This is a genomic window from Arthrobacter sp. 05N33_2 (genome assembly GCF_056397425.1).
The window spans coordinates 1-22,771 of record NZ_JBFTNJ010000031.1 but is presented as its reverse complement, the minus strand read 5'-3'; the positions used below and the strand labels follow the sequence as shown (position 1 = coordinate 22,771).

The window sequence follows — 22,771 nt, the reverse complement described above, 5'->3', positions numbered from 1 at the left end:
AGCTGCGGGGGTGCGAATGCCTGGCAGTAGTGGTCATTGCCTGGCCAGTCTGCGTGCAGGCGGCAGCGCCCCGGTGATCCGGGACAGCACCCCGCTCCAGCTGAACCGCTGCACGGCGTCGTTGCGGGCCTCGAGCCCCAGCCTCTCCCGCAAATTCGGGTCTTGGCCGAGCCGGAGGAGGGCGTCCGCGAGCGCGGCGGGGTCCCCGGGCGGGACGAGGATCCCGGTGCGGCCGTCCTGGATGATGGACGGGATCTGGCCCACGGCGCTCGCGATCACAGGCAACCCGGCTGCCATGTACTCAAAAACCTTCAGCGGCGAGAAGTAATCGTCCTGGCCAGGTCCGTCCGGGGGATAGGGTGCGGCGGCGGCGTCGAATTCTGCCAGGAGGCCGGGCACCGCAGCCGGCGCGACGGGGCCCGAGAAAACCGTCGGCACGCCGAGGGATTCGGCGAGGCGTTCGAGGTCCTGCCGGCCGGGGCCGTCACCCACCACATGGAGCTGCCAGCGCAGGCCCGGGTCGGCGGTCTGCTGGTTGGCCAGGGCGACACCGTGCAGCAGGCCGGGGACGCCGTGCCAGGGCTTCAAGGTTCCGACGAACCCGACGGTGAGGTGGTCCGGATTCCGGCGGCCGGGGCGGCGGGCCGTGATCCGTTCGACGTTCACTCCGTTAGGCGCCAGCACGGTCCTGGCGGTCGGCACCCGCGCCCGCACCCAGCGGACCACGGGATCCGAGACGCAGGCCACGACGTCGGCCGTCGCGGCGTTGCGGCGGAACACCGTCTCAGCCTTCTTCACGTCGAGCAGCTGGCGGTACCGCTGCTGCTCCTCGATCAGCGGAGCATTGACCTCCAGCACGGACGGCACGTCCAGGATGCGGGCCACCACGGACAGCGCCGGGCTGAACAGCGAATAGCGCTCGTAGAACAGCCCGCAGCCGTTGCGCAGGACCTCGTCCGCCAGGCCCAGCGCGGCGTCCTGGACCGCCCGTTCCCGCGCGGAGGCGGGGACGGATTCCGGCTTGACTTCGACGACGTCGAGATCGGCAAGGTCGCTGGGCCGCTCGGTGCCGAGCAGGGTGCAGTAGACGGTGACGGCGGCGCCGGTGCCGCGCCACGCCCGGACGATTTCCTGGACATGGACGGAGGAGCCCTTGGTGCCGAAGACAGGAACGCCGGGGTCGGCGCAGAGATAGGCCACGCGGGTCATGCGACTCTCCTTTCAGAACGGGAGAGGGACCTCAGGAGCTCGGCCTGGCGCTGGACGTCGTAGTCCTCCTCGATCAGGGCGCGGGCGTTGCGGGACATGGCGAGCCTGTCCGTGGCCGGGGAGCCGAGCTGGCAGATGCCGCGGGCCAGGGCGTGCGGGTTGCCCGGCCGGACCAGGACCCCGGTGGAGCCGTTCCGGACTACTTCGGGGATCCCGGTGACGGACGTGCTGACGCAGGGGACGCCCGTGGCCATGGCCTCGAGCAGGACCGTGGGCATGCCGTCCGCGTTGCCGTCGGCGCCGACCACGCAGGGCGCCACGAAGACATCGGAGGAGTGGAGCAGCTCGTGGACCTGGTCCTGGGTCTGCGGGCCGAGCAGGCGGACATGGGCGCCGAGTCGGAGCTGGCCGATGCCGGCCTCCAGTTCCTCGGCCAGGAGCCCGGTCCCGGCGATCCGGAGGTCCAGTTTGACCCCTTGGTCCAGCAGTTCGGCGGCCGCGGGCAACAGATACTGGAAGCCCTTTTTCTCCACCAGGCGCCCGACGGCGGCGATGCGGAGGGTGGCTTCGAGCGGCCGGGGCTCCCGGTACGGGAAGCGCTCCAGCTCCAGGCCGTTGCGCACCAGATGGAGCCGGGCGGTCGAGGACGGGAAGCGGCGGCGCAGGTAGCGCATGTTGTACTGGCTGATGGTCACGGCGTGGTGGGCCTGCTCGAGCTTGAGCCGCAGGTCCTCGTCCTGGACCGATTCATGGAAGATATCCACCGCGTGCGCGGTGAACGAGAACGGGATGCCGGTGATGAGGGACGTCAGCCGGGCCACGGTGGTTGATCCCGAGGCGAAGTGGACGTGCATGTGCCGGATGTTGCGGTTCTGCAGCGCGGTGGCCAGGTTGATGGCCTGCACGGCGTCGTCTGCCGAGGCGGCGGCGAGTTCGCCCAAATTCCGGCCGACGGCGGCTGTGAGCCCGGCCGCGTCGGCCATCCGGAGGCTCTCCCACAGGGCCACAGTCTTGATGGGGCGGTCAATGTACGTCACCGGTGCCTGGACCCGGGCGAGCTCGGGGTGGAACCGGGGGTCGTCGGTGGGGCGGAGCGAGAAGATTTCGATCCGGTCCCCGGCGGCCTCGCGGGCCAGGATCTCCGAAACGATGAACGTTTCGGAGAACCGCGGGTACATCTTCAGGACGTACGCCGTCCCGGGTTCAAACGGCGACACGGCTGGCACCTTTCACGCTCGCTGCGGCATCGCTTTCGTCCGCGCTGAATTGTTCGGCACTGGCCCGTTCGGCGGCGACCTGATCGGCACCGTCCCGATCCGCTTGGGCCAGCTCGGTAGTGGCCAGCGGCCGCAGCAGCTCGGCGGCCAGCTGCGGAACCCGGATCAGGCCGTCCAGCACCGCACGACGGCGGTCCACGGTGGTGCCGAACCGGGCGGCCAGCCAGGCTGCCAGGATCTCTGGCGTCAGCGTGCCAATCTCGTGTTGCTCCAGGTACCCGGCCGCGGCGAGGGACTCGGCCCGGATCCGCTGCTCGGCGCGCGACTGCGTGCGGGGCACGATCAGGGCCGGGACAGGGGTGCTCATGATTTCGCACACCGTGTTGTAGCCGCCCATGGCCACGACGGCGCCGGCGTGCCGGATGTGGAACACGATGTCATCGACTGCGGCGACCACTTTGACGCCGGGGCGGGCCCGCTGCCGGAGGTCATTAAGCTGCTCGGCGGGCATCTGGGGCCCGGCGACCACGAGGTGTCCCAGCCCGTCCGGGACCGGCGTGGCGACGGCGATGCGGGCCAGGGCATAGCCGTCCGAGCCGCCGCCGACCGTCGTCATGCAGTACCGCCCGGGCATGCAGCTGGTGCCGGAGGCCGGAGGGCGCCCCACGGCCAGGTAGCCCGTGTACCGGATGAGCTTTCGGAGGGCGAACGGTATTTCGCCGGCGGCCACGGGATCGTGGACGGCGGGATCGCCGTAGACCCAGATGGCGTCGAACAGGTCCTTCACCACGCGGGGACCGCCCACCCTGGCCCATTCGGCGAGGGCCGCTGCGGGCGAGTCGAGGACCTCGCGGAGGCCCAGCACCACGCGCACGGGCCCGGCGGTGCGGGCATGGCGCAAGGCTGTTTCGAGTTCGCCATGAACGCCCGTGGCGTGCCGGTCGACCACCACGAGGTGGGGGGAGAAGCCGGCCAGCGTTGCCTGCAGCAGCCTGGCCCGCAATGGCACGAGCTCCCCCATGGGCAGGGTCAGGTTCCGCGGCAGGTAGCCCGCGGAACCCTTCGCCACACCGGGAAGGAGCACCCAGTCCCACCCCTCGGGCAACCGGAACGCCGGTGCGAGGGCTGTGCCCGTGATGAGGATTCCGGTGACGGGGCGGCCGATCAGCCCGGGAAGCTGATTGTTCAGTGCGTGGGCCAGTGCCAGATTCCGACGCACATGTCCCAGGCCCACTGAATCATGTGAGTACAGCACTATCCGCAGTGGCTCCACAACAATCCTCCCCCGCCCCCGGTGCCCCCGGACAAGGCCGCGGTCGCGACTGTGTCCGGGCAGGTGCTGTCTGATGTTAAGCATCAGCGTGCGCCCCGAGAGTGAGGGTGGGATGAGGGGAAGATGAAGGATTCCTCATCCAAGGGCCCGCTTTTGCGGCGCCGCGCTTAGGCACGGGCACCAGCGGGTGCGGTTCAGAGGGGAGGTGCGGGCCAGAGGGCGGGGGCAGGTCAGACGGCGGGGCAGGTCAGACGCGGACGCCGGAGGTCTGCAGGGGGATCCGGATCAGGAAGGTGGCCCCGTGGCCGTATTCGGATTCCACCGTGGCCACGCCCCCGTGTGCCTGGGCGATGGCCGCGACAATGGCAAGGCCCAGTCCCGAGCCCTCCACGCCGCGGCCCGTGTGCGCCCGGCCGAACCGTTCGAAGATCCGTTGCTGGTCCTCGGCGGCGATGCCGATCCCGTCATCGCGCACCCAGAGCACGAGGGTGTCCTGCGGGGGCAGCGAGGTGCCGTCGTTCGCCGTCGGGCGCTCAATCCGGGAGCCGAGCGCGATGGTGGAGGACGGTCCGGTGTACTTGACGGCGTTCGCGGCGAGCTGGACCAGTGCCTGGGTGAGGCGCTGCGGGTCCGCCTCCACCACGTAGTCGGCTCTTTCATCGATCTGCCAGTGCCGGTCGGCCAGGACGTGCACTTTCTCCATGACCTGATCCAGGAGTTCCGGGACCCGGACGGGTTCACGCTGGATGAAGCCGATCTCGCCGGAGTTGGCGAGCAGCAGGAGGTCGTCCACCAGGCGCTGCATCCGGTCCACCTCGTCCAGCAGCACGTCCCTGGTGGCGATGACATCGTCCGGGTCATCGACCGTCACGAGCTCGAGGTGCCCGCGGAGAATGGTCAGCGGGGTCCGCAGTTCATGGCCGGCGTCGTCCAGGAACTGCTGCTGTTGCTGGGCGCCCTCATCGAGTCTTTCCAGCATGGTGTTGAAGGTCTTGGCGAGCAGGGTGACGTCGTCCTCACCTTTGCGCACCGTCACCCTTTGCGTGAGGTCCTCCGGGCCGACCGCCCGGGACGTCTCGCGCATACGGCGGAGCGGATCGAGCAGCCGGCCCGCCACCACGCTGCCGATCACCGCTGCAGCCAGGAGCATGCCGAGGGCCACCAGCGAATACGTCCGGACCGAGCTGGCGTTGTGCTCGCGCTGGTCGCCGGCGTCCCGGCCGACCAGGAAGAATGTCCCGGGGGCGCCCTTCATGGGCACCACCACTGTCCTGAGTGGACGGCCGTCCGAGTTCAGCTCGCCGAAGGACGCGCCGGCCGGGTTGCTGAGCTGGGCAGCATCGGCCAACATGCTGTTGTTCAGGAGGTTGCTGTCCCCGTTGCCTTCAACGGTCCATGCCACATGCCCATCCACTATCCCTGCCATGACCTCGTTGCTGCGCGGCTCGATATCCTCCGCGGCCTCGTGAAGGGCGCTGACGTACGTCCTGTTGGCGTAGTCACCGGACGTTTTCTTCTTTGTCTGGACGACCTTGACCACGGCATTCGCCTTGTCGAGAACCGCCTGGTCGGTCCTGGCATCAGAGTCCTGGAACTGGACCACGAACGTGACCATCCCGGCTGTGACCACCCCGGCGAGCATCATGCCCAGCATGGCGGCCACCACCCGGAAACGCACCGAGTGGATCTTTGCGCCCCAGCCGGACGGGTCCTGGGTTTCCGCCTCAGGGAAGGCAACCGCCGGCGCGGCCTGGCCGTCTTCACTGGGATGTTCATCCAAGGTGGCCACTCTGTTCCCTTCCTGCGCGGATCAGCTTGCTATGCCTAGCTGAGGCGGTACCCGGCGCCGCGGGTGGTGAGGATCCGGTCCGCGCCGAGTTTCATCCGCAACTGGCGCACGTACACATCCACCACGTTGGACGTGCCGTCGAAGTCGTAGCCCCAGACATGGCTGAGCAGTTGCTGCCGGCTCAGGACCTGCCCGGGGTGGAGCAGGAACATTTCCACCAACGCGAATTCGCGGGCAGAGAGTTCCACCATCCTGCCGTCGACGCTGACCGAGTGGGTGAGCAGGTTCAGCTCCAAGTGCCCGTAGCGCATGACGCTTCCCGCCAGCACATCGCCGGTGTCCGACTTGCGGATCCGGGCCTTGATGCGGGCCACGAGTTCCTCGAAGTGGAAAGGCTTGACGATGTAGTCGTCGGCGCCGCCCTCCAGCGCTGCGACGGTGTCGCTGGATGATCCGCGGGCCGTGAGGAAGATGACCGGGATGCCCACCTGGCCGCGGCGCAGTGCCGCGAGGACGGCGTACCCGTCCAGGCGGGGGAGTCCGATGTCGAGGAGCAGGAGATCAAATTCGCCGCTGGAGGCGTAGTCCACGGCCGTGACGCCGTCGGCGACCACCGTGGGCACGTAGCCAGCCGCGCGCAGGCCCTTTTCGATGAAGCGGGAGATGCGTTCTTCGTCTTCTGCAATGAGGATGCGGGTCAAGGTGACTCCCTGGACAGCCCGGCTCCGGAAGGCCCCCTAGCCGCGCATCTGCACGGTCCTCTTCGCGGGATCCTAGGCCTGCTCCAATACTGCGGCGTCTCCTACATGTGACTGGGAGGAATTCCGGGGCCCCAGCAGCCTCGATCAGCCCGGAGTGCGGGCCGGACCCGTGCCCCGTTGTGTGGGGCCGGCGGTTGAGCTGGTGYGGACCCGTCAGGGCGGCGCGGCGGGACGTGCTGGACCGCGCGCTGGACGAGAGGCCCCTGCGTCGGGGCGACTGAACGTTCTTGATTCAGAAGGAATGGACATCTGGTGCTCCTCCAGAGGACGGCCCACGGCGTGGGGTTCCATCGGGCAGCTGCGGCTGAGACTATTCCCGCTTCTTTCATCCTGCCCCCGTAATGGAGCCTGCGCCACCTCTGATCGGTTGATTTTCAGCCTGTTAACAGCTCACTCGCAGGAGCTGGCCCCTGCCGGCCCGTTATTGCCCAAAAAGCGCGCCGGTGAGCTGGCGAGTCAGGTCGTGGATGAGGTCCAGGCGGTCCGCACTGTCGGCGTCGTCCGGGCCCCACGTGTAGATGACCACCGCGTAGGAGCGGTCCCCGGCGCTGAGCAGGGCGGCGTCGTGGACGTAGCCCTGCACCACGCCGTACTTGTGGTGGACCGTGATGCCGGGCGCGACGGCGGCCGGGATGAGGTCCTCGTCATTGGTGTGCTGCATGTAGCCGAGCAGCTCCGCGGTGTGACCGGCGTTGAGCAGCTTGCCCGTGGTGAGCTGCGCCAGGAGCCGTGCCATGTCCGTCGGTGCCAGCAGGTTTTGTTCGGGATCGTAGGTGATGCCGAGGGTGGCGGCGTAGGCGGTGAGGTTGGGGAAGCCGATGTCCCGCATCAGCAGGAGCCATGAGTCGTCGCTGCTGGTGTTGATCATGGCYTTGAGCTGGAACGCGGCATTGAACGCGCCCAGGGGAGCATCGAGTGACTTATCGCCGGTTTCCACGAGGTGGTAGTAGGCGGCGGCCGTCAGGACCTTCGCGGTGCTCGCCGCCGTGTAGGGTGCCACGTCGCCGTAGCTCTGCAGCTGGCCGTCGCGGGTGTCCAGCACGGCGACGCCGATCCGGTGGTCGGGGTGCGCGCCGATGATCCGCTGCATCTCGGCGGAAAGGTCGACGGCGGCGGCCGCCGGGGCTGCCGGTGCGGTCTCCGCCGGCTCCTGCTGCTGGGCGACGGTCAGGACGTCACTGGTCAGGAAGTCGCGGGTCAGGAAGTCACGGGTGTGGGAATCGCTGCCGGGTGCGGTGCGGATCGCGCCGAGGACCACGACGGCGGCCAGCACCAGCACGGCGGCGGCCCAGACGAGCACCACGTTCCTGCGGTGGGTGGGAGCGGCGGGCCGGGGGCCCGGATTCGTCATGTACGTGGGCCTTTCCGGACTCGACTGGGTGGTGCCTCCGACGTTAGGCCGGGCCGGGGGCGAAGTCCACGGAGCGCGCGGGGCGCGGCCCAAGTGGGACAAAAATCCCAGATGCGGGTCCACTACGCTGGCATTCATGACCCGGAAAATTACTGTCAGCCTGCCGGACGCCGCGCTGCGTGAGTATCTTCAGCCGCACCCGGACGTCACCGTCCTGGAGTGGGACCTCGCCGGTGAGCCGCCCCTGCCGCGGATCGACATCGTGGTCCCGCCGTACATGGGCGGCCCGGAGGTCCTGCGGAGCCTGGCAGCGGTGGACACGGCCCTGGTGCAGAGCCAGTCGATCGGGTACGACGGCGTGGCGGAGTTCCTGCCGGCCGGGCGGGTCTTCGCCAACGCGTCCGGCGTGCACGAGACCTCCACCGCGGAGCTGGCGCTCGCCCTGATCCTCGCCAGCCAGCGCGAACTGCCCCGCCTGATCCAGAACCAGCAGGAAGGACGGTGGGACGCCCGGCCCACGGCCAGCCTGGCCGACCGCCGCGTCCTGATCGTTGGCTACGGCGGGGTGGGCAAAGCGGTCGAAGGCCGGCTGCTGCCGTTCGAGACCACCGTGACCCGGGTGGCCAGCACCGAACGGACCGATGACCGCGGCCGGATCCATGGCATCGCCGAGCTGCACACGCTCCTGCCGGAGCACGACATCGTGGTGGTGGGGGTTCCGCTCAGCGACTCCACCCGGCACCTGATTGATGACGCCTTCCTCGCGGCCATGCCGGACGGCGCCCTGGTGGTGAACGTGGCCCGCGGCCCGGTGGCGGACACGGAGGCCCTGGTCCGGCACACCGCCTCCGGCCGGATCCGCGCCGCGCTGGACGTCACTGATCCCGAACCCCTGCCGCAGGACCACCCGCTCTGGCGGACCCCGGGCGTCATCATCAGCCCGCACGTGGGCGGCGCGAGCTCGGCCATGCGCCCGCGTATGGGCCGGCTGCTGCAGCGGCAGATCGAGATCATGCTGGCGGGCGAGCCGCCGGTGAACGTGGTGCTGAACGGCTAATCGGTCGCGGGCCACCGCCCAGGGCGTGTCGCTTTAGCCCTCCTGGGTCACGGCCGACATGTCACCGACGCCAGGTGTGCCGTCGGCGAGCGCGTAGCGCTGCTGCACCGCGCCGTTCGGTGAGGCGACGACCGGCTCGATGAGCCTGAGGTTCGTCGGAACTACCCCGTCCGCGAAGACCTTCTTTCCGCCGCCGAGGAGGATCGGATACACCCAGAGCGTGAGTCGGTCGAAGAGCCGCTCGGCAAACAGGGTCTGCACGAAGTCGAGGCTGCCGATGACGTGGATGTTCTCGTGCCGGTCGCGCAGTTCGCGCACGGCGGCGACGGTATCAGGACCGAGGAGCGTGGAGTCGGCCCATTCGAGTGCCGGCGACTGGCGCGAGGCCACATATTTCGGGATGCGGTTGAACAGCCGCGCGATGTCACCGTTGGCGTGCGGCCAGTACGCGGCGAAAATGTCGTAGGTCCGGCGCCCGAGCAGCAGCGCGTCCATCCCCGCCATCCCGGAGACGACCTGCCCGCCGACGACCTCGTCGATGAGGGGTGCCTGCCAGCCGCCAAACGCGAAGCCGTCGGCAGGGTCCTCGTCCGGGCCGCCGGGTGCCTGCGCAACGCCGTCGAGAGTGGTGAACAGATCGATATGGATGAGTCCCATGCCGTGCTCCTTCTCCGTCGCCCGTCGTCGCCGCGGAGACGGGATCACTTCGAGGCTGGCACACCGTTCCCTCGCGAAGCAACAGGTTTCAAGGGCTCCCGGCGGTGTCCACCACGCAGAACCTGTTGCCCTCCGGATCGGCCAGGATCACGTAGTCGGCGTCCGCCGGCCGTTTGCTCCATTCGACTCGGGTGGCGCCCAGGCCCAGGAGGCGCTGCACCTCGGCGTCCTGGGTGTCCGTGTAGAGGTCCAGGTGCAGGCGCGGGGGAATCTGGACGGCCGCGGGGACGCGGTCCAGGGAGACGCAGGTGCCCACGCCGCCCGGCGGCTGGAGGATCACGAAGTCGCCGTCGGGCTCGTGCCGCGGCTCGTAGCCCAGGGCGGCCTGCCAGAAACTCATCTGGCGTTCGAGGTTGTCCACCCGGATGACGATTGAGCCAATGCGCAGCATCCGCATCAAGCTACACCCGGGCCGCAGACCCGGCAAGCAGTCCAGCCCGGCAAGCGGCCCGGGTCGGCAAGCAAACCGCGCATTTGAGCATCGCCGCAGGCCCGCCCCCGATTCGCCCTCAGAGGAACCCGGCCCGCTCCCGGGTTCGGGACGTAAACTGACCCTCACATCGTTCTGTGTGACACAGTCTGTGACGCGTGAAGTGGAGACCGGATGCTCTGGAAACTGCTCGTCGAATACCTAAGGCCGCAGCGGCGGCTGCTGCTCGCCGTCGTCGTCTTCCAGCTGGCGGCGTCCATTGCCTCGCTGTACCTGCCCACCCTGAACGCGGACATCATCGATCAGGGCGTGGCGAAGGGCGACACCGAGTACATCCTGCGCATCGGCGGCCTGATGCTGGCGGTCACGCTGCTGCAGGTCATCTGCACCGTCGTGGCCGTGTACTTCGGGGCGAAGGCCGCGATGGCGCTGGGCAGGGACGTCCGGGGCGCCATCTTCAGCCGGGTGGCCGCGTTCTCCGAGCAGGAAGTCACCCGGTTCGGCCCGCCCAGCCTCATCACCCGCTCCACCAACGATGTCCAGCAAGTCCAGCAGCTGGTCCTGATGTCCGCCACGCTCATGGTCACGGCGCCCATGCTCTGCATCGGCGGGGTGATCATGGCCATCCGGCAGGACCTGCAGCTGTCCTGGCTGATCGCCGTCAGCGTCCCCGTGCTGCTGGCCGCGGTGGGTTCGATCATTTTCCGGATGGTGCCGCTGTTCCGGGTGATGCAGGCCCGGATCGACACCGTCAACCGGGTGCTGCGCGAACAGCTCACCGGCATCCGCGTGGTGCGGGCCTTCGTCCGGGAGGACGTGGAGACCGCCCGCTTTGCCCGCGCCAACGAGGACGTCACGGATACCGCGCTGCGCGCCGGCCGGCTCATGGCGCTCGCGTTCCCCACCGTGATGCTGGTGCTCAACGTCTCCAGCACGGCCGTGATCTGGTTCGGCGCGTTCCGGATCGAGGACGGCTCCATGCAGGTGGGCACCATGATCGCGTTCCTGAGCTACCTGATGCAGATCCTGATGTCCGTCATGATGGCCACGTTCATGGCCATCATGATCCCTCGCGCCGCCGTCTCGGGGGATCGGATCGGCGAGGTGCTCGGGACCGAATCCAGCGTCCGGCCGCCGCTGCGCCCGGTTTCGCGCGCGGCCGGGCGGGCAGCCCGTGGTGAGCTGGAGATGCGCGACGTCGGGTTCGCCTACCCGGGTGCCGAACAACCGGTGCTCCAGGACGTGAACTTCACCGCCCGCGCGGGGCAGACGACGGCGATCATCGGCAGCACCGGCTCCGGCAAGACCACCCTGGTGAACCTGATGCCGCGGCTCTTCGACGCGACCTCCGGCGCCGTGACGATTGACGGCGTGGACGTCCGCGAGCTCCACCCGGACCTGCTGTGGGGTCACATCGGCCTGGTCCCGCAGAAGCCCTACCTGTTCTCCGGGACGGTGCGCAGCAACCTGCTCTACGGCAAACCGGACGCCACCGAGGACGAGCTCTGGCGGGCCCTGAGGATTGCGCAGGCGCAGGACTTTGTGGAGGAGCTGGAGGGCGGGCTGGATGCACCGATCTCGCAGGGCGGCACCAACGTCTCCGGCGGCCAGCGGCAGCGGCTCGCGATCGCCCGGGCACTGGTGAAACAGCCCGAGCTGTACATCTTTGACGACTCCTTCTCCTCGCTGGACACCGCCACGGACGCCCGGCTGCGGCAGGCGCTCAAGCAGCACACCGCCGGGGCCACCATGGTGATCATCGCCCAGCGGGTCTCCAGCATTGTGGACGCGGACCGGATCCTGGTGCTCGAACGCGGCAGGATCGTCGCGCACGGCACGCACGAGGAACTGCTGGAGGCATCGGAAACGTACCAGGAGATTGTGAACTCCCAGCTCGCAGCGGAGGAGGCAGCATGAGCCGCACCGACAAGGCGCCGACGCCGGCTCCCGCAGCCGCTCCCGCTGCCGGGGCTCCAGCCCCCGCCACGCAGGCGCCGCTGCGGATTCCCCGCCCGGCGGGTGGCCCCGGCCGCGGCGGCCCGTTTGCCGGGATGAACATCCCGGCCGAGAAGGCCATGAACTTCGGCCCCTCCGCCCGGCGGCTGCTGGGGGAGCTGCGGCCCGAACGGCTGTGGCTGGTGCTGGTCCTGCTGCTCGCCGTCGTCGGCGTTACGTTCTCGGTGATCGGGCCCCGGCTGCTGGGCGAGGGCACCAACCTGATCTTCGCCGGCGTCGTGGCCAAGCAGCTGCCGGCCGGGGAGACCCAGGCCCAGGTGATCGCCCAGATGCGCGCCGCCGGGCAGAACCAGCAGGCGGACATGCTCAGCGCCATGACGCTGACCCCCGGCACCGGGATCGACTTCACCGCGCTGGCCACCGTGCTGCTGTGGGCGCTGGTCCTGTACGTGCTGGCCTCGGTGTTCGGCTGGATGCAGGCCTATATCCTCAACGGCGTGGTGCAGCGCACGGTCTTCCGGCTGCGCGAGCGGATCGAGGCGAAGATCAACCGACTGCCGCTGCGGTACTTCGACTCCGTGCAGCGCGGCGAGCTGCTCAGCCGGGTGACCAACGACGTCGACAACATCTCCCAAAGCCTGCAGCAGTCCATCAGCCAGGCCGTGACCTCGGTGCTGACCGTGGCCGGGGTGCTGGTGATGATGATCATCCTCTCGCCCACGCTGGCGCTGATTGCGCTGGTGACCATTCCGCTGACCCTGGTGACGACGGCGGTGATCGCCAAGCGCTCGCAGAAGCTGTTCGTGGCGCAGTGGAGGCACACCGGGGAGCTGAACGGGCAGATCGAGGAGACCTACACCGGGCATGCGCTGGTGAAGGTCTTCGGCCGGCAGCGCGAGGTGGAGGAACGGTTCCGGCAGAAGAACGCTGAGCTGTACCAGGCGAGCTTCGGCGCGCAGTTCATTTCCGGCCTGATCATGCCGGCCATGACGTTCATCGGGAACCTGGTCTACGTGGGGATCGCCGTGGTGGGCGGGCTGCAGGTGGCCTCCGGGGCGATGCAGCTGGGAGATGTGCAGGCGTTCATCCAGTACTCCCGGCAGTTCACCCAGCCGCTGGCCCAGCTGGGCTCCATGGCGAACCTGCTGCAGTCCGGGGTGGCCTCGGCCGAGCGGGTGTTCGAGCTGCTGGACACCGAGGAGCAGTCGGCCGATCCCTCGGTTGCCATGGAGCCCGAGGTGACCCGCGGGCGGCTGGAGTTCGAGGACGTGTCCTTTGCGTACTCCCCGGACAAGCCGCTGATCTCCGATTTGAGCCTGGTGGCCGAACCCGGGCAGACCGTCGCCATTGTGGGGCCGACCGGCGCCGGCAAGACCACTCTGGTGAACCTGATGATGCGGTTCTACGAGCTCGACGCCGGGCGGATCACGCTCGACGGCGTGGACGTTGCCCTCATGTCGCGGCATGAGCTGCGCTCGCGGATGGGCATGGTGCTGCAGGACACCTGGCTGTTCGGCGGGACCATCCGGGACAACATCGCCTACGGCCGGCCGGGCGCCTCGGAGGCCGAGATCCTGGAGGCCGCGAAGGCGACGTACGTGGACCGGTTCGTCCGGTCCCTGCCGCAGGGCTACGACACCGTGCTCGACGACGAGGGCGGCAACGTCTCGGCGGGGGAGAAGCAGCTGCTCACCATCGCCCGGGCGTTCCTGGCCCGCCCGTCCGTGCTGATCCTGGACGAGGCCACGAGCTCGGTGGACACCCGCACCGAGGTCCTGGTGCAGAAGGCCATGAGCGCTTTGCGGTCGGACCGGACCTCGTTTGTCATTGCCCACCGGCTGTCCACAATCCGCGACGCCGACCTCATCCTGGTGATGGAGGCCGGCCAGATCGTGGAACAGGGCACGCACGCACAGCTGCTGGCCGCCGGCGGGGCTTACGCCGCGCTGTACGCGGCGCAGTTCGCGGCCCCGGTGGCGGAGGTTTAGGGAGAATACGACAAGTCTTCTGTCGGCCTCAAGACGGCGACGGGCAGTCAGTCTCTGCGCGAATCAACTTTACGTAATATCCGCTATCGGTCGCCGGCACGGAGGCAGAGACTTCCGTAGTAACAGAGTTTCGGGTAGGGCGAGCCTGTCCGCCGGCCGGGCGGCGTCCCTCAGGAACTGCAGCGTTCGCTCAGCTGCTCCGTCGACTGTCGTCAGGGATGAGTCTGAGACCTTCTCTGGCCAGTGTCAGAAAGTCCGAATGAAACCCTATTCTGACAAGCTTTCGGCCGCCTGCCGGACGTCAGGTTGGGTGTGCCCCATACTGACACTCAGGCCGTAGCGTTCAATTTCACGCCGTGACTACTCGAACCCAACTCCGAAAGCGAGGGGTTACCGTCGACGGCCTGGCCGGTAATGACGAGCTCCTCCGAGATAATCTCCCGCGGCTCGCCGACCGGGGAGGCGCCTTCCGCCTCTGCGCGGGTGGTGACGGCGAATTGGCCGCTGGCGGGGGACCCCGCGGGGCTGGCGTTCCCGGGTCATCGCCTGTTCTCCTGCTCGGCGAGTTGCACGGCCCGGCGGGGTGAGTCGGGATCGGTTGCCGACTGGGTGAGGAGGTTACCGAACCCTTATTAGCGTGGGTGTGGAAGTCCCCGTTGTCCGGTTCGCTGCCGAGGCCTTGGAAGACGGCGGCGAGCTCGATGTCGGCGGCCGCACCATCCAGGAGCGTCCCGTCGCAGTCCACGGTCGTGGCTCCGGTGGCGGAATTGTGGCCGTTGCTGGTGAGCACGACGATGACAGAGCCGCCGGTCATCTCGTCGCGCTCCAGAAAGGCTCCGTGGTAGCGCCAAGGTTGGCATCGCGGATACCTGCCAGGTCGAGGCTCTCACCCTCGCTGAGGGAAGGCACGGGCTCGTATAGGCCGTGGGTTGCTTCGTGGTCGTCCAGGTCGCGGAAGATGGCCGGGCAGGACTCCACGAATGTCGCCTCAGCTGGCTTGCCGTCTGCCAGGGTCTTGCCCGGCAGCGGGGCCGGATCTCACCGCAGGCGGGCTGTGGTGTCTGCGCTCATAACAGCTATGTGCGCAGCAGCGGTAATGGAGCAGCCGGGGACATGATCCGGGGCTGCCAGGTGCGCGCCAGGAAGCTTTCGGTCGCGGAGCCAGCGCTGGATGTCGACGCGGTAGCTGGTTGACCAGTGGACTCACTCGCAGATCACGTCGGGCCACCCATCCATGGGCACATTCCAGTTCGCGCCCCCATATTCACGCTGAGCCAAGCAACCTTTATCACCGTGCCAGGCTGTTTCGGTGCTAATGGAACCCTTGTTTCCGAAGAACAGGTAGACGGAGACCGGCGAATTGAGCTGGGCGATGGCATTCCCGGACTCTGGAAATGTCCCCAGCTTCTGCGGGGCAGTGGTCTCCGGTAGGGGCTGAGACGCATCGGGTGAAAGTGTGGCCTCGCTGACGCTACCGAGGCTGACCGCACAGAAGGAAGGCTTCTGCCAGTCGGCGTTCTGGACCGAGATGCCGTTGTACCCCGTGCAGGCAGCCGAGTTGAGCGGGTAGACGGCCATGACGGAGGCACCAGGCGCTTTGGTCTGGCGCCCATTTGTCGTATTCGTGACTGTGCCCGAAACTGTCGAGCTGGAAACCGCGTTCATTTTTCCCGGAGGCGCGTCTGTGACGTCTCTCGTGAAGGGCTCAAGCTTTCCCTGCACCTTCAGTTGTGCAGTGTAACCCTGGTCGTCGGTGACGACCACGGTCGTCGTGAACGAGGCGGCAAGACCCTGAGCCAGCGCCTTCTTCGGGTCGCTGTTGCTGGTGGCGCCGGAGCTGGAATCAGGGCCACAGGCTCGGCCCATCGCCTGGGCTTTTGCGGCATTCACGGAGAAATCTATTTTCGCCTGGTCGCCTTGGGTGTACGCGGGAAGGATGGACTGGTCCCAGGCGAATGAACTGCCTTCACCGCTGACCTGTACAACAGTGCTCCTAGACCAGCCGCTGAAGGTGTCCGGAAGATCGAAGTTCTGGCCCGTAGTGTCGGTGGTCGTCTTACCGGTTCCAGGGTCGATACCCGTGAGCGGCGTGCCTTCGGCGGACTTCGCCCAGGCGGAAATCTCGGCTGTAGTGGCTTGGCCCGGACGGTTCATGTTGAAATACCAGACCATGACACGCTGGAAGGTTTCGCTGGAACTGTTCGAAGTTCCTGGCTGGCTGTAGAGGTAGGCGCACCCGCTCTTGGGTAGCGGGGTATTCATTTCCGAGTCGAGCAGCTTGGCGTCGATCGTGCTGAACCAGTCCGGTTTGCCGACCCATGCCTGACCGAGTTCCTTCGCTGGGGGGCAAACCTTTGGGATGGGGTAGACGGTTGGCGTGGCCGTTGCAGACGGTGTCGCTGTGGCTCCTGCGGAGGTCGCTGATGGCCCCCACATCCTGAGGTCAGGGCCGCCATCGCGAAGATGGTTAGCGCGGCCGCAACGGAGCGGAAGATGCGCTTAGGCATGGTTGTTCCGTTCTGTAATGCTGCTGAAGGCCAGATTCTCACTAGTCCTCGGTCAGCGGATCGTGCGATTCCAGTTCTAGACACGAAGGCCCAGCCCGTAGCCCGCGCTGTCTGTCGTCGGTTGCGGCCATTTTGCTCCTTCTTGAATATTTGATGGCGGAGTTTTACCTGTGAAGCCGAAGCGGCCGAGGATCCAGCGGCCCCCAATAGATTTCCGTTGGATCCACGTCTCCTTCGAATCAGTTGTCGGTTAGAGGCGGTTCATGGAGTAGAGGCGGGTGCCTGAGCTGTCATATACCGTGGCGGCATCGTTGCCGTTGAACTCGACTTGGTATGAATCCTGGTTGGGTGGCTGCGAGACGACGAGTGAGTACCGTCCATTGGAGTCCTTCTTTTCTGATAATGAGCAGGACATGCCTCCGCCGATGTCCAGTGGCTTTCCGCCGGAGTAGAACATTCCCCGGCAGGGGCCGGCCTGATTAATGACTTTTGTGCCGCTTCCGTCGTCGGCGGACCAGTTCCCCGTCAGGTCGGGGGCGCTGCCGCAGGCCATTAGTGACGCCGATAGACCTACCAGGATCGTGGCCGCGTAGAGCGACCGGGACGTTTTGGTGAACTGGCGCATGGGTTGCCTCCCAATGGGCTAAGGCCTTCGTTCGGCCTGATGCCGAGGTTAGCGAGGCTTGCGTGGGTTCGGACAGGGCTCAGGGCGGCAGAACGGGCTGTTGTCACCGGAACTGGGGACAGGACGAGGGCCGCGCCTTTCCGCGGGAATGCTGCGCGTCACACTTGGTAGAACGTGTGCCTGACCCCAAACTGTTGTTCGTCGGAGCTGTCCGATCACAGAGGGGGACCACAGGTTGGATACAGTGCGTGCGGGAATCATTGATGACCACGAGGCGGTCAGGATTGGCTTCGCCTTGTCAGCGGGCCGGGAACCTCCTGGAAAGACGCCGCGTGTGACGGTCATCGGGGCCGCGCCCACCGTCGATGCCTTCCTGGGTGCCGGGCCTGGGATCTGCGACGTCGTCGCCCTAGACCTGTCCTTAGCTGACAGTTCCCGACCAGGAGATAACGTTGCGCGGCTTACGGCCGCGGGCTACAAAGTCCTTGTCTTCACTCTGGGCGATAACGTGCCGCAGATCCAGGACGCACTGGCGAACGGGGCCATGGGCGTGTCGCTGAAATCCGAACCCATCTCCGCGACGTTCGCGAAGCTCCGGCGCATCGCCGTCGGCGAGACGATCGACAGCCAGGAGCTCGCCGCGGCAATCGAGGTGGACGGCGAGTTTGTGGAGGCGAACCTGTCGGATCGCGAACGCGAATGCATCGCGCTCTATGCGGCAGGCCTGGGGCAGTACCAGGTGGCGTTCCGGATGGGTATAGCCGAAAGCACTGTCAAGAAGAACGTCGACCGGATCCGGGAGAAGTATGAGGCGGCAGGGCGCCCGGCGAACACCAAGATCGACCTCTACCGCCGGGCAGTCGAGGACGGTATCCTGCCCCCGTTGCTGCCGCTGCGGAAGCGCTGACTATGTTCAGGCAGAGGCAGAGGGGCGTCTCGGCATTGGACACGCACCGGCTGATGGGCCGCGGCATCGCAGCGTTTGCCCTTCTCCTGCTGCTGCAGGCCAGCGGATCAGTCATCAGTCAGGCTCCGTCCGCGGCGGACTGGTGGAATGTGCTGTTCTTGTGGTTGTTCCTGGCCCTGGTTGCGGCGTTTGTCGCTGCCTCGGTCAGGGGACTCGGGCTGGCTGTGATTGCAAACGCGCTGGCCGTTCTCGTCCTGGCCGGCCTGGCGTTGTGGCCGTTGGCTGTACCCGCTACTGTTCCTGAGAGCCTCGGGACGCCGTGGCTGTGGGCCATGATCAACGTCGGCGCCGCCTGGTGGGCCTTCGGTTCCGGAGCCCGCGCCGGGTGCCTGTACGCCCTGGTGATTGGCGCCGTCTTCATCGGTGTCCGCACCACACCCCAGGGCGGTTCGGCGCCCCTGCAGGTCGCTCTTGAAGACGCCCTGTTCGCCACGGTCCTCGGCCTGATCATCTGCGTCACGATCGGCATTCTCCGGCGCGCGGCCGCCCTGGCGGATGGCGCAGCGGATCTGGCGATTCACCAGTACAGGGAGGCGGCCGCCGCGACGGCGCTAAGCCACGAGCGTCTCCGCCTGGACGGGCTCCTGCATGACAGCGTCATGACAGCCCTGCTCACCGCCGCCCACGCCGGCTCCCCGGAAGAGCGCAGCGCCAGTGCCCGTCTGGCCGGCAGCGCCTTGGGTCGTCTCGAGCAGCAGGGGACAGACACCTCCGAAGCAGCCCCAGCCGCCCTCACCGAAATCGCGGCCCGTATCCGGTTCACCGTTGACGGGGGCATCGAGCATCCCACAGTGACCGTGACCTGCGAGTCGCCCGAACACCTCGTCTTGCCTGCCCACGTCGTGCGAGCAGTTTTTGAAGCGACCACCGAAGCGGTCCAGAACTCAACCCGACATTCCGGAGCCAGCCGCTGCGAGGTCCGGCTGACCGGCCACCGAGCCGGAGAGACCACCCGCGTGAACGTCTCCATCAAAGACAACGGCACCGGATTTGACCCGGCACTAGTCTCGGACCGGCGCTTGGGCATACGTGTCTCCATTGTCGGCCGGATGGAAGCCGCCGGAGGATCGGCCGCTATCCACTCCGCGCCTCGGGCCGGGACCGATGTGCGGCTGGCATGGCAAGGCGCGGCAGCATGATCCGCGCTATCTCGACCAAAATCATGACGCTCCTGTGTGCCGTATTCGTCGCCGTCCACATCACGTTGGGCCTGCTCGCCCTGGACCTGGTCTCTAGTCCGTGGCCGGTCTATCAGGGCATGTTGATCTATGTTGCCGCCATCGTCTTGGTCCTCATACCCCGCACGGGAAAACTCCCGATGCCCGCTGCGATCGCCGCCCTGCTTGCCGTCATATCAGTGAACATCCTGGTCAACAGTGTGCTGCCTCTGGACATATGGCCGGGATACGCCTCATGGAATCTGGCGGCCATATACACTCTGCTCGTGATCGTAAACATCCGGGGCAGGGTCCTGGTGTCCTGGATCGGGGTGCTCATCACGATGGCACAGACCATGCTCTGGGCCTCAGGGGCCACGATGGGTGTGGTCGGAGGGTTGATGCTGAACATCGCCACCATCGGCTGGGTGGCGGTCAGCACTGGCATCGGACATCTACTGCGCGGCAACGACCGCAAGGTCGGCCAGTACAAGGCTGATGCCCAGGCCGCCGCCGATTGGTACGCCGCCGAACAGGCCCTACATGTCGCACGGACCCAGTGGCTGGACCACGTCCGGCAGATCGCGGGCCCGGCCCTGGCCAGAATCGCCGACCCCAGCCACGCAATCACGGACACCGAGCGGCAGGAACTCCAGCTCGCAGAGGCCCAGTTCCGTGATGAAATCCGCGGCCGGGTCCTGGCGACGGCCGAGGTCGTGGACGCAGCCCGCAAAGCCCGCGAACGCGGAGTCACCGTCCAACTTTTGGATGACCGGCGCCAGGAACTGGCCCCCCGCATGCTTGCCGCCGTGTCCGAACGTGTTGTCAGCGTCCTCAACCAGGCCCGCAGCGGAACGGTCACCGCCCGTGCGAGACCTCAGGGAGGGGAGTTCGCCGTGACCATTTTCGCATCCACGCCGGAGGACCCGGACCACACGACGTTCGTGGAGTTCACGGACCGGTCGCCCGAACCCTAACGTGCCGCGGCTCAACGACGGCGAGTCGTAACGGAAATTCGGGGTGTACGCCCTTCCGGGGACAGTTCATCCCAAAAGGTGTTTTATCGCTTCAGCAGCCTCCTCCGATGTGCCTAACATCCACCAGGGATCACGGCCGGGCCAGGCGCCATGCCCGACCCCAAGGGACTGGCAAAACGTTCAGTCCTTCCAAGGCTGGAGGAAGTCCATGAACACCGTCGCAGTGCTTTGTTACATCGTGAACGCCGCAGTGTTCATCTTCGCGTTCACCCGGCCCACTGCCGCCTGGCTGACGGCCGATCGTAACCGTGGATTCTGGCTCACCACCCTGGCCGTCTCAGGATTCCTGGCGGTGCCCGGCATCATTGCCGACGTGGTTTTCTTCGTCGCAGTGCTGCCGCGGATGCTCTCCGGCGGCGGGGCCGCGGTTGAAGATGCGCGAGTCAGGCCCAACACGTTCATCAAGAACTGATCGGAGCACACCGTGACGTACAACCCACTGACGATCACCGAACCCGGGGAGCCTGGGTCCTTCGCCTATCCCAGCCTGAACCGGGACCTCCGCCTGATCTGGGAGGACCTGGACGGGGACGTCATCGGCCCCATCCATGCCTCCGCCGCCGAGGTCCACATCTATGATCCGGGCCGGGGCCAGTACGTCAAAGTGTCCGCGGTAGACGAAGTTCGCATCGACTGCTACGTCACCAACGCACGCTTCGCGATGGTCTGCACCAACTACGACAAAGGCGGCGGCTGGGTCGGAGGCGGCGCCGCATTGCTCCTGAACGCCGGCAGCAAGCTGCTCGCCGCCAGCAGAAGCAGGCGCAAGGCTTTGGCCGGGCACCTGCGCTACCCGTGGATCGACCAGATCCTCTTCCAGCCCAAGCAGGGAATCCTCACCTCCGAAACTCTGCGGCTGGCCTTCAACTCCGAGGGTAACGCGATGTACGTGCAGCTGATCCTCGACAGAAGCACCGACACGGCGGCTCTCGCCCACGCCCTCATGGAACGCACGGTTGCCTACCGCAGGGCAGACACCAGTCCGATGGACGGTCAGGAAGCGGAGGCCCTCAACGCCCTCGTGGCCGCCGGACCGCTGCCCCCGCCCGAGAAAGGGATCATGGCCGCCTATGAATTCCCGGGCAGCTGGCCCGCAGGGGCTGGCGCCAAGTATGCGCCTCCCGCGCTACCGGTCACAGATCCGGTCATGCCGCCCCGCAGAACAATCCCAGAAGTAGCTAGTTCGTCCCCACCTGAAAGGTCGTTCCCGTGAACCTCAAAGTAATCCTCACCGTCATCGGCGGCATCCTGGTCGGCATCGGCGTGATCAAGATGTCCGTCATTGGCTACTACCCCCGCGAAGCACCTTTGTTCATCGGCATCCTCATCGTCGGCGGAATCTGCGCGTTCGTCGCACAAAAGCTGCCCTCAAAATAGCCACCGCGTCCGCTCATAACCTGAGGATCTCCATGAATCACACGACCACCAGACTGCGCCGGCCAACGCGCCTTCCGGCTCTGGCAGCCCTGCTAACTCTGGCAGCCACGACCTCCCTGACAGGCTGCTCCAACGCCGGCGCCACCACCTGCGATCAGTACGCCGCGAAATCCCGCAGCGAACGGTCTGCAACGGAGAAGGCACTTCTGGAAGCACACGACCTCGAACCGATGGCACTCGGGAACTCCCTTGGTGTCGTCACAGCCATCAACTCGTACTGCGGCATGAACGGCATCCAGGACAAGGAGACCCCGAAAAAGAACGGGGGCAGTCCAATCGAGAGTGCCGTCAACTGGTCAGCCAAGAGTTGGTGACCATGTGACCCGCGCTCGTCCACTCGCATCGGCGAGCATGAAGGGGACTTGCCTGAATGGCAGGCGCCGCATGCAGCCCAGTTCAACACCGGCAGCCATACCAAAGACCACATTGTCGATCAGATTTGAAGAGGCAGCCCTGAATCGGAGAAATGCCTTCGCTGCGCGGCAGACTCTGCCGGGGCAGGCGGTCGTGAATTGCCCGTCCGGGCCACGCGGGCACGGGACCCCAGCGTCGCTGACCGGAAAGCCCCATTACTTGGGAATCATGGACGGCTCTGAATTTTCCATCTCGGTCTGTGACACTCCAGAAAAACCGCAGGTCACATCGTGGACGGGGCTCATGATGCCGCTATATTCTTGGCCCACTCTCATGGGGGCGGTGGCAGCCAAACGGCTACCACCCGGAGGTGGCTGTCTAGCCACATTTAGTGACTGGACTATGCGTGCGTAATTACAGTGTCTTCAGATCCATCGCTGGCGTGTTGGCCGTCATGATGCTGATCGGCGGGTATCTACAGTTCCCCAGTGGATCGGCGACGGCGGCTACGTCGCTTTCTCCGGTGCCGGTGCCGACGGTCACGGGAACGGCGAAGGTCGGTTCGACCCTGACCGCGGTCCCGGGGACCTGGGGCCCGGCCCCGGTGACCCTGGCCTACCAGTGGAGGGCCGGCGGTGTCGCGATCCTCGCCGGCGTGAAGTCCACGTACGTTCCGGTCGCCGCCGACGCGGGCAAGACCCTGACCGTGACGGTGACCGGMACCAAGACCGGCTACGCTTCCACGGCCAAGACTTCCGCGGCCACCGCCGCGGTCGTGCCGGTGTTGTCTCCGGCTCCGGTGCCSACGGTCACGGGAACGGCGAAGGTCGGTTCGACCCTGACCGCGGTCCCGGGGACCTGGGGCCCGGCCCCGGTGACCCTGGCCTACCAGTGGAGGGCCGGCGGTGTCGCGATYCTCGCCGGCGTGAAGTCCACGTA

20 protein-coding genes and 1 pseudogene are annotated in these 22,771 nt (G+C 66.9%); 11 read left to right on the top strand and 10 right to left on the bottom strand.

Annotation, left to right across the window (positions count from 1 at the left end; translation table 11 throughout):
* Positions 1–33: 33 nt before the first annotated feature.
* The 6 genes from AC1DHX_RS13215 to AC1DHX_RS13190 all read right to left on the bottom strand — a co-directional run bounded on the left by AC1DHX_RS13215 (position 34) and on the right by AC1DHX_RS13190 (position 7,600).
* Entirely contained in the window at positions 34–1,209 is a 1,176-nt protein-coding gene (locus tag AC1DHX_RS13215; RefSeq protein WP_476858194.1) for a glycosyltransferase, read from the bottom strand.
* Entirely contained in the window at positions 1,206–2,426 is a 1,221-nt protein-coding gene (locus AC1DHX_RS13210) for a glycosyltransferase (RefSeq protein ID WP_476860488.1), read from the bottom strand. Before AC1DHX_RS13210 ends, AC1DHX_RS13215 begins: the two co-directional genes overlap by 4 nt.
* The gene (locus AC1DHX_RS13205) at positions 2,413–3,645 is read right to left on the bottom strand and encodes a glycosyltransferase family protein (RefSeq protein ID WP_476860489.1); all 1,233 of its coding nucleotides are present in this window, start codon (positions 3,643–3,645) and stop codon (positions 2,413–2,415) included. The genes AC1DHX_RS13210 and AC1DHX_RS13205 overlap by 14 nt, the downstream gene beginning before the upstream one ends.
* 301 nt (positions 3,646–3,946) lie before the next feature.
* A complete protein-coding gene (locus tag AC1DHX_RS13200; RefSeq protein WP_476860490.1) occupies positions 3,947–5,479 on the bottom strand; it encodes a sensor histidine kinase in 1,533 nt (510 codons plus the stop codon).
* A 44-nt stretch (positions 5,480–5,523) separates the two neighbouring features.
* Entirely contained in the window at positions 5,524–6,189 is a 666-nt protein-coding gene (locus AC1DHX_RS13195) for a response regulator transcription factor (RefSeq protein ID WP_223913445.1), read from the bottom strand.
* A gap of 481 nt (positions 6,190–6,670) precedes the next feature.
* The gene (locus AC1DHX_RS13190; protein ID WP_476860491.1) at positions 6,671–7,600 is read right to left on the bottom strand and encodes a serine hydrolase; all 930 of its coding nucleotides are present in this window, start codon (positions 7,598–7,600) and stop codon (positions 6,671–6,673) included.
* 136 nt (positions 7,601–7,736) lie between these two features.
* Between AC1DHX_RS13190 and AC1DHX_RS13185 the strand changes: the two genes are divergently transcribed.
* Complete coding sequence (locus AC1DHX_RS13185) at positions 7,737–8,657, top strand: 2-hydroxyacid dehydrogenase (protein WP_476860492.1); 921 nt, start codon at positions 7,737–7,739, stop codon at positions 8,655–8,657.
* 33 nt (positions 8,658–8,690) lie between these two features.
* On the opposite strand, the gene AC1DHX_RS13180 is transcribed toward AC1DHX_RS13185, so the two are convergent.
* Positions 8,691–9,314: a dihydrofolate reductase family protein gene (locus AC1DHX_RS13180; protein WP_476860493.1), complete on the bottom strand. Its 624-nt coding sequence runs from the start codon at positions 9,312–9,314 to the stop codon at positions 8,691–8,693.
* 88 nt (positions 9,315–9,402) lie between these two features.
* The gene (locus AC1DHX_RS13175; protein WP_476860494.1) at positions 9,403–9,765 is read right to left on the bottom strand and encodes a VOC family protein; all 363 of its coding nucleotides are present in this window, start codon (positions 9,763–9,765) and stop codon (positions 9,403–9,405) included.
* A 213-nt stretch (positions 9,766–9,978) separates the two neighbouring features.
* On the opposite strand from AC1DHX_RS13175, the gene AC1DHX_RS13170 reads away from it, so the two are divergent.
* On the top strand, positions 9,979–11,721 hold the full coding sequence (locus AC1DHX_RS13170) for an ABC transporter ATP-binding protein (protein WP_476860495.1): 1,743 nt from the start codon (positions 9,979–9,981) through the stop codon (positions 11,719–11,721).
* Entirely contained in the window at positions 11,718–13,748 is a 2,031-nt protein-coding gene (locus AC1DHX_RS13165; RefSeq protein ID WP_476860496.1) for an ABC transporter ATP-binding protein, read from the top strand. The genes AC1DHX_RS13170 and AC1DHX_RS13165 overlap by 4 nt, the downstream gene beginning before the upstream one ends.
* A gap of 1,203 nt (positions 13,749–14,951) precedes the next feature.
* Here AC1DHX_RS13165 and AC1DHX_RS13160 read toward each other — a convergent pair.
* Positions 14,952–16,010, bottom strand: a complete 1,059-nt coding sequence (locus AC1DHX_RS13160; protein ID WP_476860497.1) for a hypothetical protein — start codon at positions 16,008–16,010, stop codon at positions 14,952–14,954.
* 495 nt (positions 16,011–16,505) lie between these two features.
* Positions 16,506–16,880 (bottom strand): hypothetical protein, encoded by a 375-nt coding sequence (locus AC1DHX_RS13155; protein ID WP_476860498.1) that lies wholly within the window; start codon positions 16,878–16,880, stop codon positions 16,506–16,508.
* Between the two features lie 334 nt (positions 16,881–17,214).
* On the opposite strand from AC1DHX_RS13155, the gene AC1DHX_RS13150 reads away from it, so the two are divergent.
* The 8 genes and pseudogenes from AC1DHX_RS13150 to AC1DHX_RS13115 form a co-directional block, all read left to right on the top strand.
* The gene (locus AC1DHX_RS13150; protein ID WP_476860499.1) at positions 17,215–17,787 is read left to right on the top strand and encodes a response regulator transcription factor; all 573 of its coding nucleotides are present in this window, start codon (positions 17,215–17,217) and stop codon (positions 17,785–17,787) included.
* 35 nt (positions 17,788–17,822) lie between these two features.
* Entirely contained in the window at positions 17,823–18,986 is a 1,164-nt protein-coding gene (locus AC1DHX_RS13145) for a sensor histidine kinase (protein ID WP_476860500.1), read from the top strand.
* Entirely contained in the window at positions 18,983–19,981 is a 999-nt protein-coding gene (locus AC1DHX_RS13140; RefSeq protein WP_476860501.1) for a hypothetical protein, read from the top strand. The genes AC1DHX_RS13145 and AC1DHX_RS13140 overlap by 4 nt, the downstream gene beginning before the upstream one ends.
* Positions 19,982–20,189: 208 nt before the next feature.
* A complete protein-coding gene (locus tag AC1DHX_RS13135; protein WP_476860502.1) occupies positions 20,190–20,453 on the top strand; it encodes a hypothetical protein in 264 nt (87 codons plus the stop codon).
* A gap of 12 nt (positions 20,454–20,465) precedes the next feature.
* Positions 20,466–21,254 carry a hypothetical protein gene (locus tag AC1DHX_RS13130; RefSeq protein ID WP_476860503.1) on the top strand — a complete coding sequence of 263 codons (789 nt, stop codon included), beginning with the start codon at positions 20,466–20,468 and terminating at the stop codon, positions 21,252–21,254.
* A complete protein-coding gene (locus AC1DHX_RS13125; protein ID WP_476860504.1) occupies positions 21,251–21,418 on the top strand; it encodes a hypothetical protein in 168 nt (55 codons plus the stop codon). The genes AC1DHX_RS13130 and AC1DHX_RS13125 overlap by 4 nt, the downstream gene beginning before the upstream one ends.
* Before the next feature lie 32 nt (positions 21,419–21,450).
* Positions 21,451–21,792 (top strand): hypothetical protein, encoded by a 342-nt coding sequence (locus tag AC1DHX_RS13120; RefSeq protein WP_476860505.1) that lies wholly within the window; start codon positions 21,451–21,453, stop codon positions 21,790–21,792.
* 446 nt (positions 21,793–22,238) lie between these two features.
* A pseudogene (locus tag AC1DHX_RS13115) lies at positions 22,239–22,771 on the top strand (hypothetical protein); the annotation flags it as partial.

Bases quoted from the DNA above. Each gene is read 5' to 3' on its own strand.
- AC1DHX_RS13215 (WP_476858194.1), bottom strand. From the start codon at position 1,209: ATGACCCGCGTGGCCTATCTCTGCGCCGACCCCGGCGTTCCTGTCTTC.
- AC1DHX_RS13185 (WP_476860492.1), top strand. From the start codon at position 7,737: ATGACCCGGAAAATTACTGTCAGCCTGCCGGACGCCGCGCTGCGTGAG.
- AC1DHX_RS13180 (WP_476860493.1), bottom strand. From the start codon at position 9,314: ATGGGACTCATCCATATCGATCTGTTCACCACTCTCGACGGCGTTGCG.
- AC1DHX_RS13175 (WP_476860494.1), bottom strand. From the start codon at position 9,765: ATGCTGCGCATTGGCTCAATCGTCATCCGGGTGGACAACCTCGAACGC.
- AC1DHX_RS13170 (WP_476860495.1), top strand. From the start codon at position 9,979: ATGCTCTGGAAACTGCTCGTCGAATACCTAAGGCCGCAGCGGCGGCTG.
- AC1DHX_RS13165 (WP_476860496.1), top strand. From the start codon at position 11,718: ATGAGCCGCACCGACAAGGCGCCGACGCCGGCTCCCGCAGCCGCTCCC.
- AC1DHX_RS13160 (WP_476860497.1), bottom strand. From the start codon at position 16,010: ATGAATACCCCGCTACCCAAGAGCGGGTGCGCCTACCTCTACAGCCAG.
- AC1DHX_RS13155 (WP_476860498.1), bottom strand. From the start codon at position 16,880: ATGCGCCAGTTCACCAAAACGTCCCGGTCGCTCTACGCGGCCACGATC.
- AC1DHX_RS13140 (WP_476860501.1), top strand. From the start codon at position 18,983: ATGATCCGCGCTATCTCGACCAAAATCATGACGCTCCTGTGTGCCGTA.
- AC1DHX_RS13135 (WP_476860502.1), top strand. From the start codon at position 20,190: ATGAACACCGTCGCAGTGCTTTGTTACATCGTGAACGCCGCAGTGTTC.
- AC1DHX_RS13120 (WP_476860505.1), top strand. From the start codon at position 21,451: ATGAATCACACGACCACCAGACTGCGCCGGCCAACGCGCCTTCCGGCT.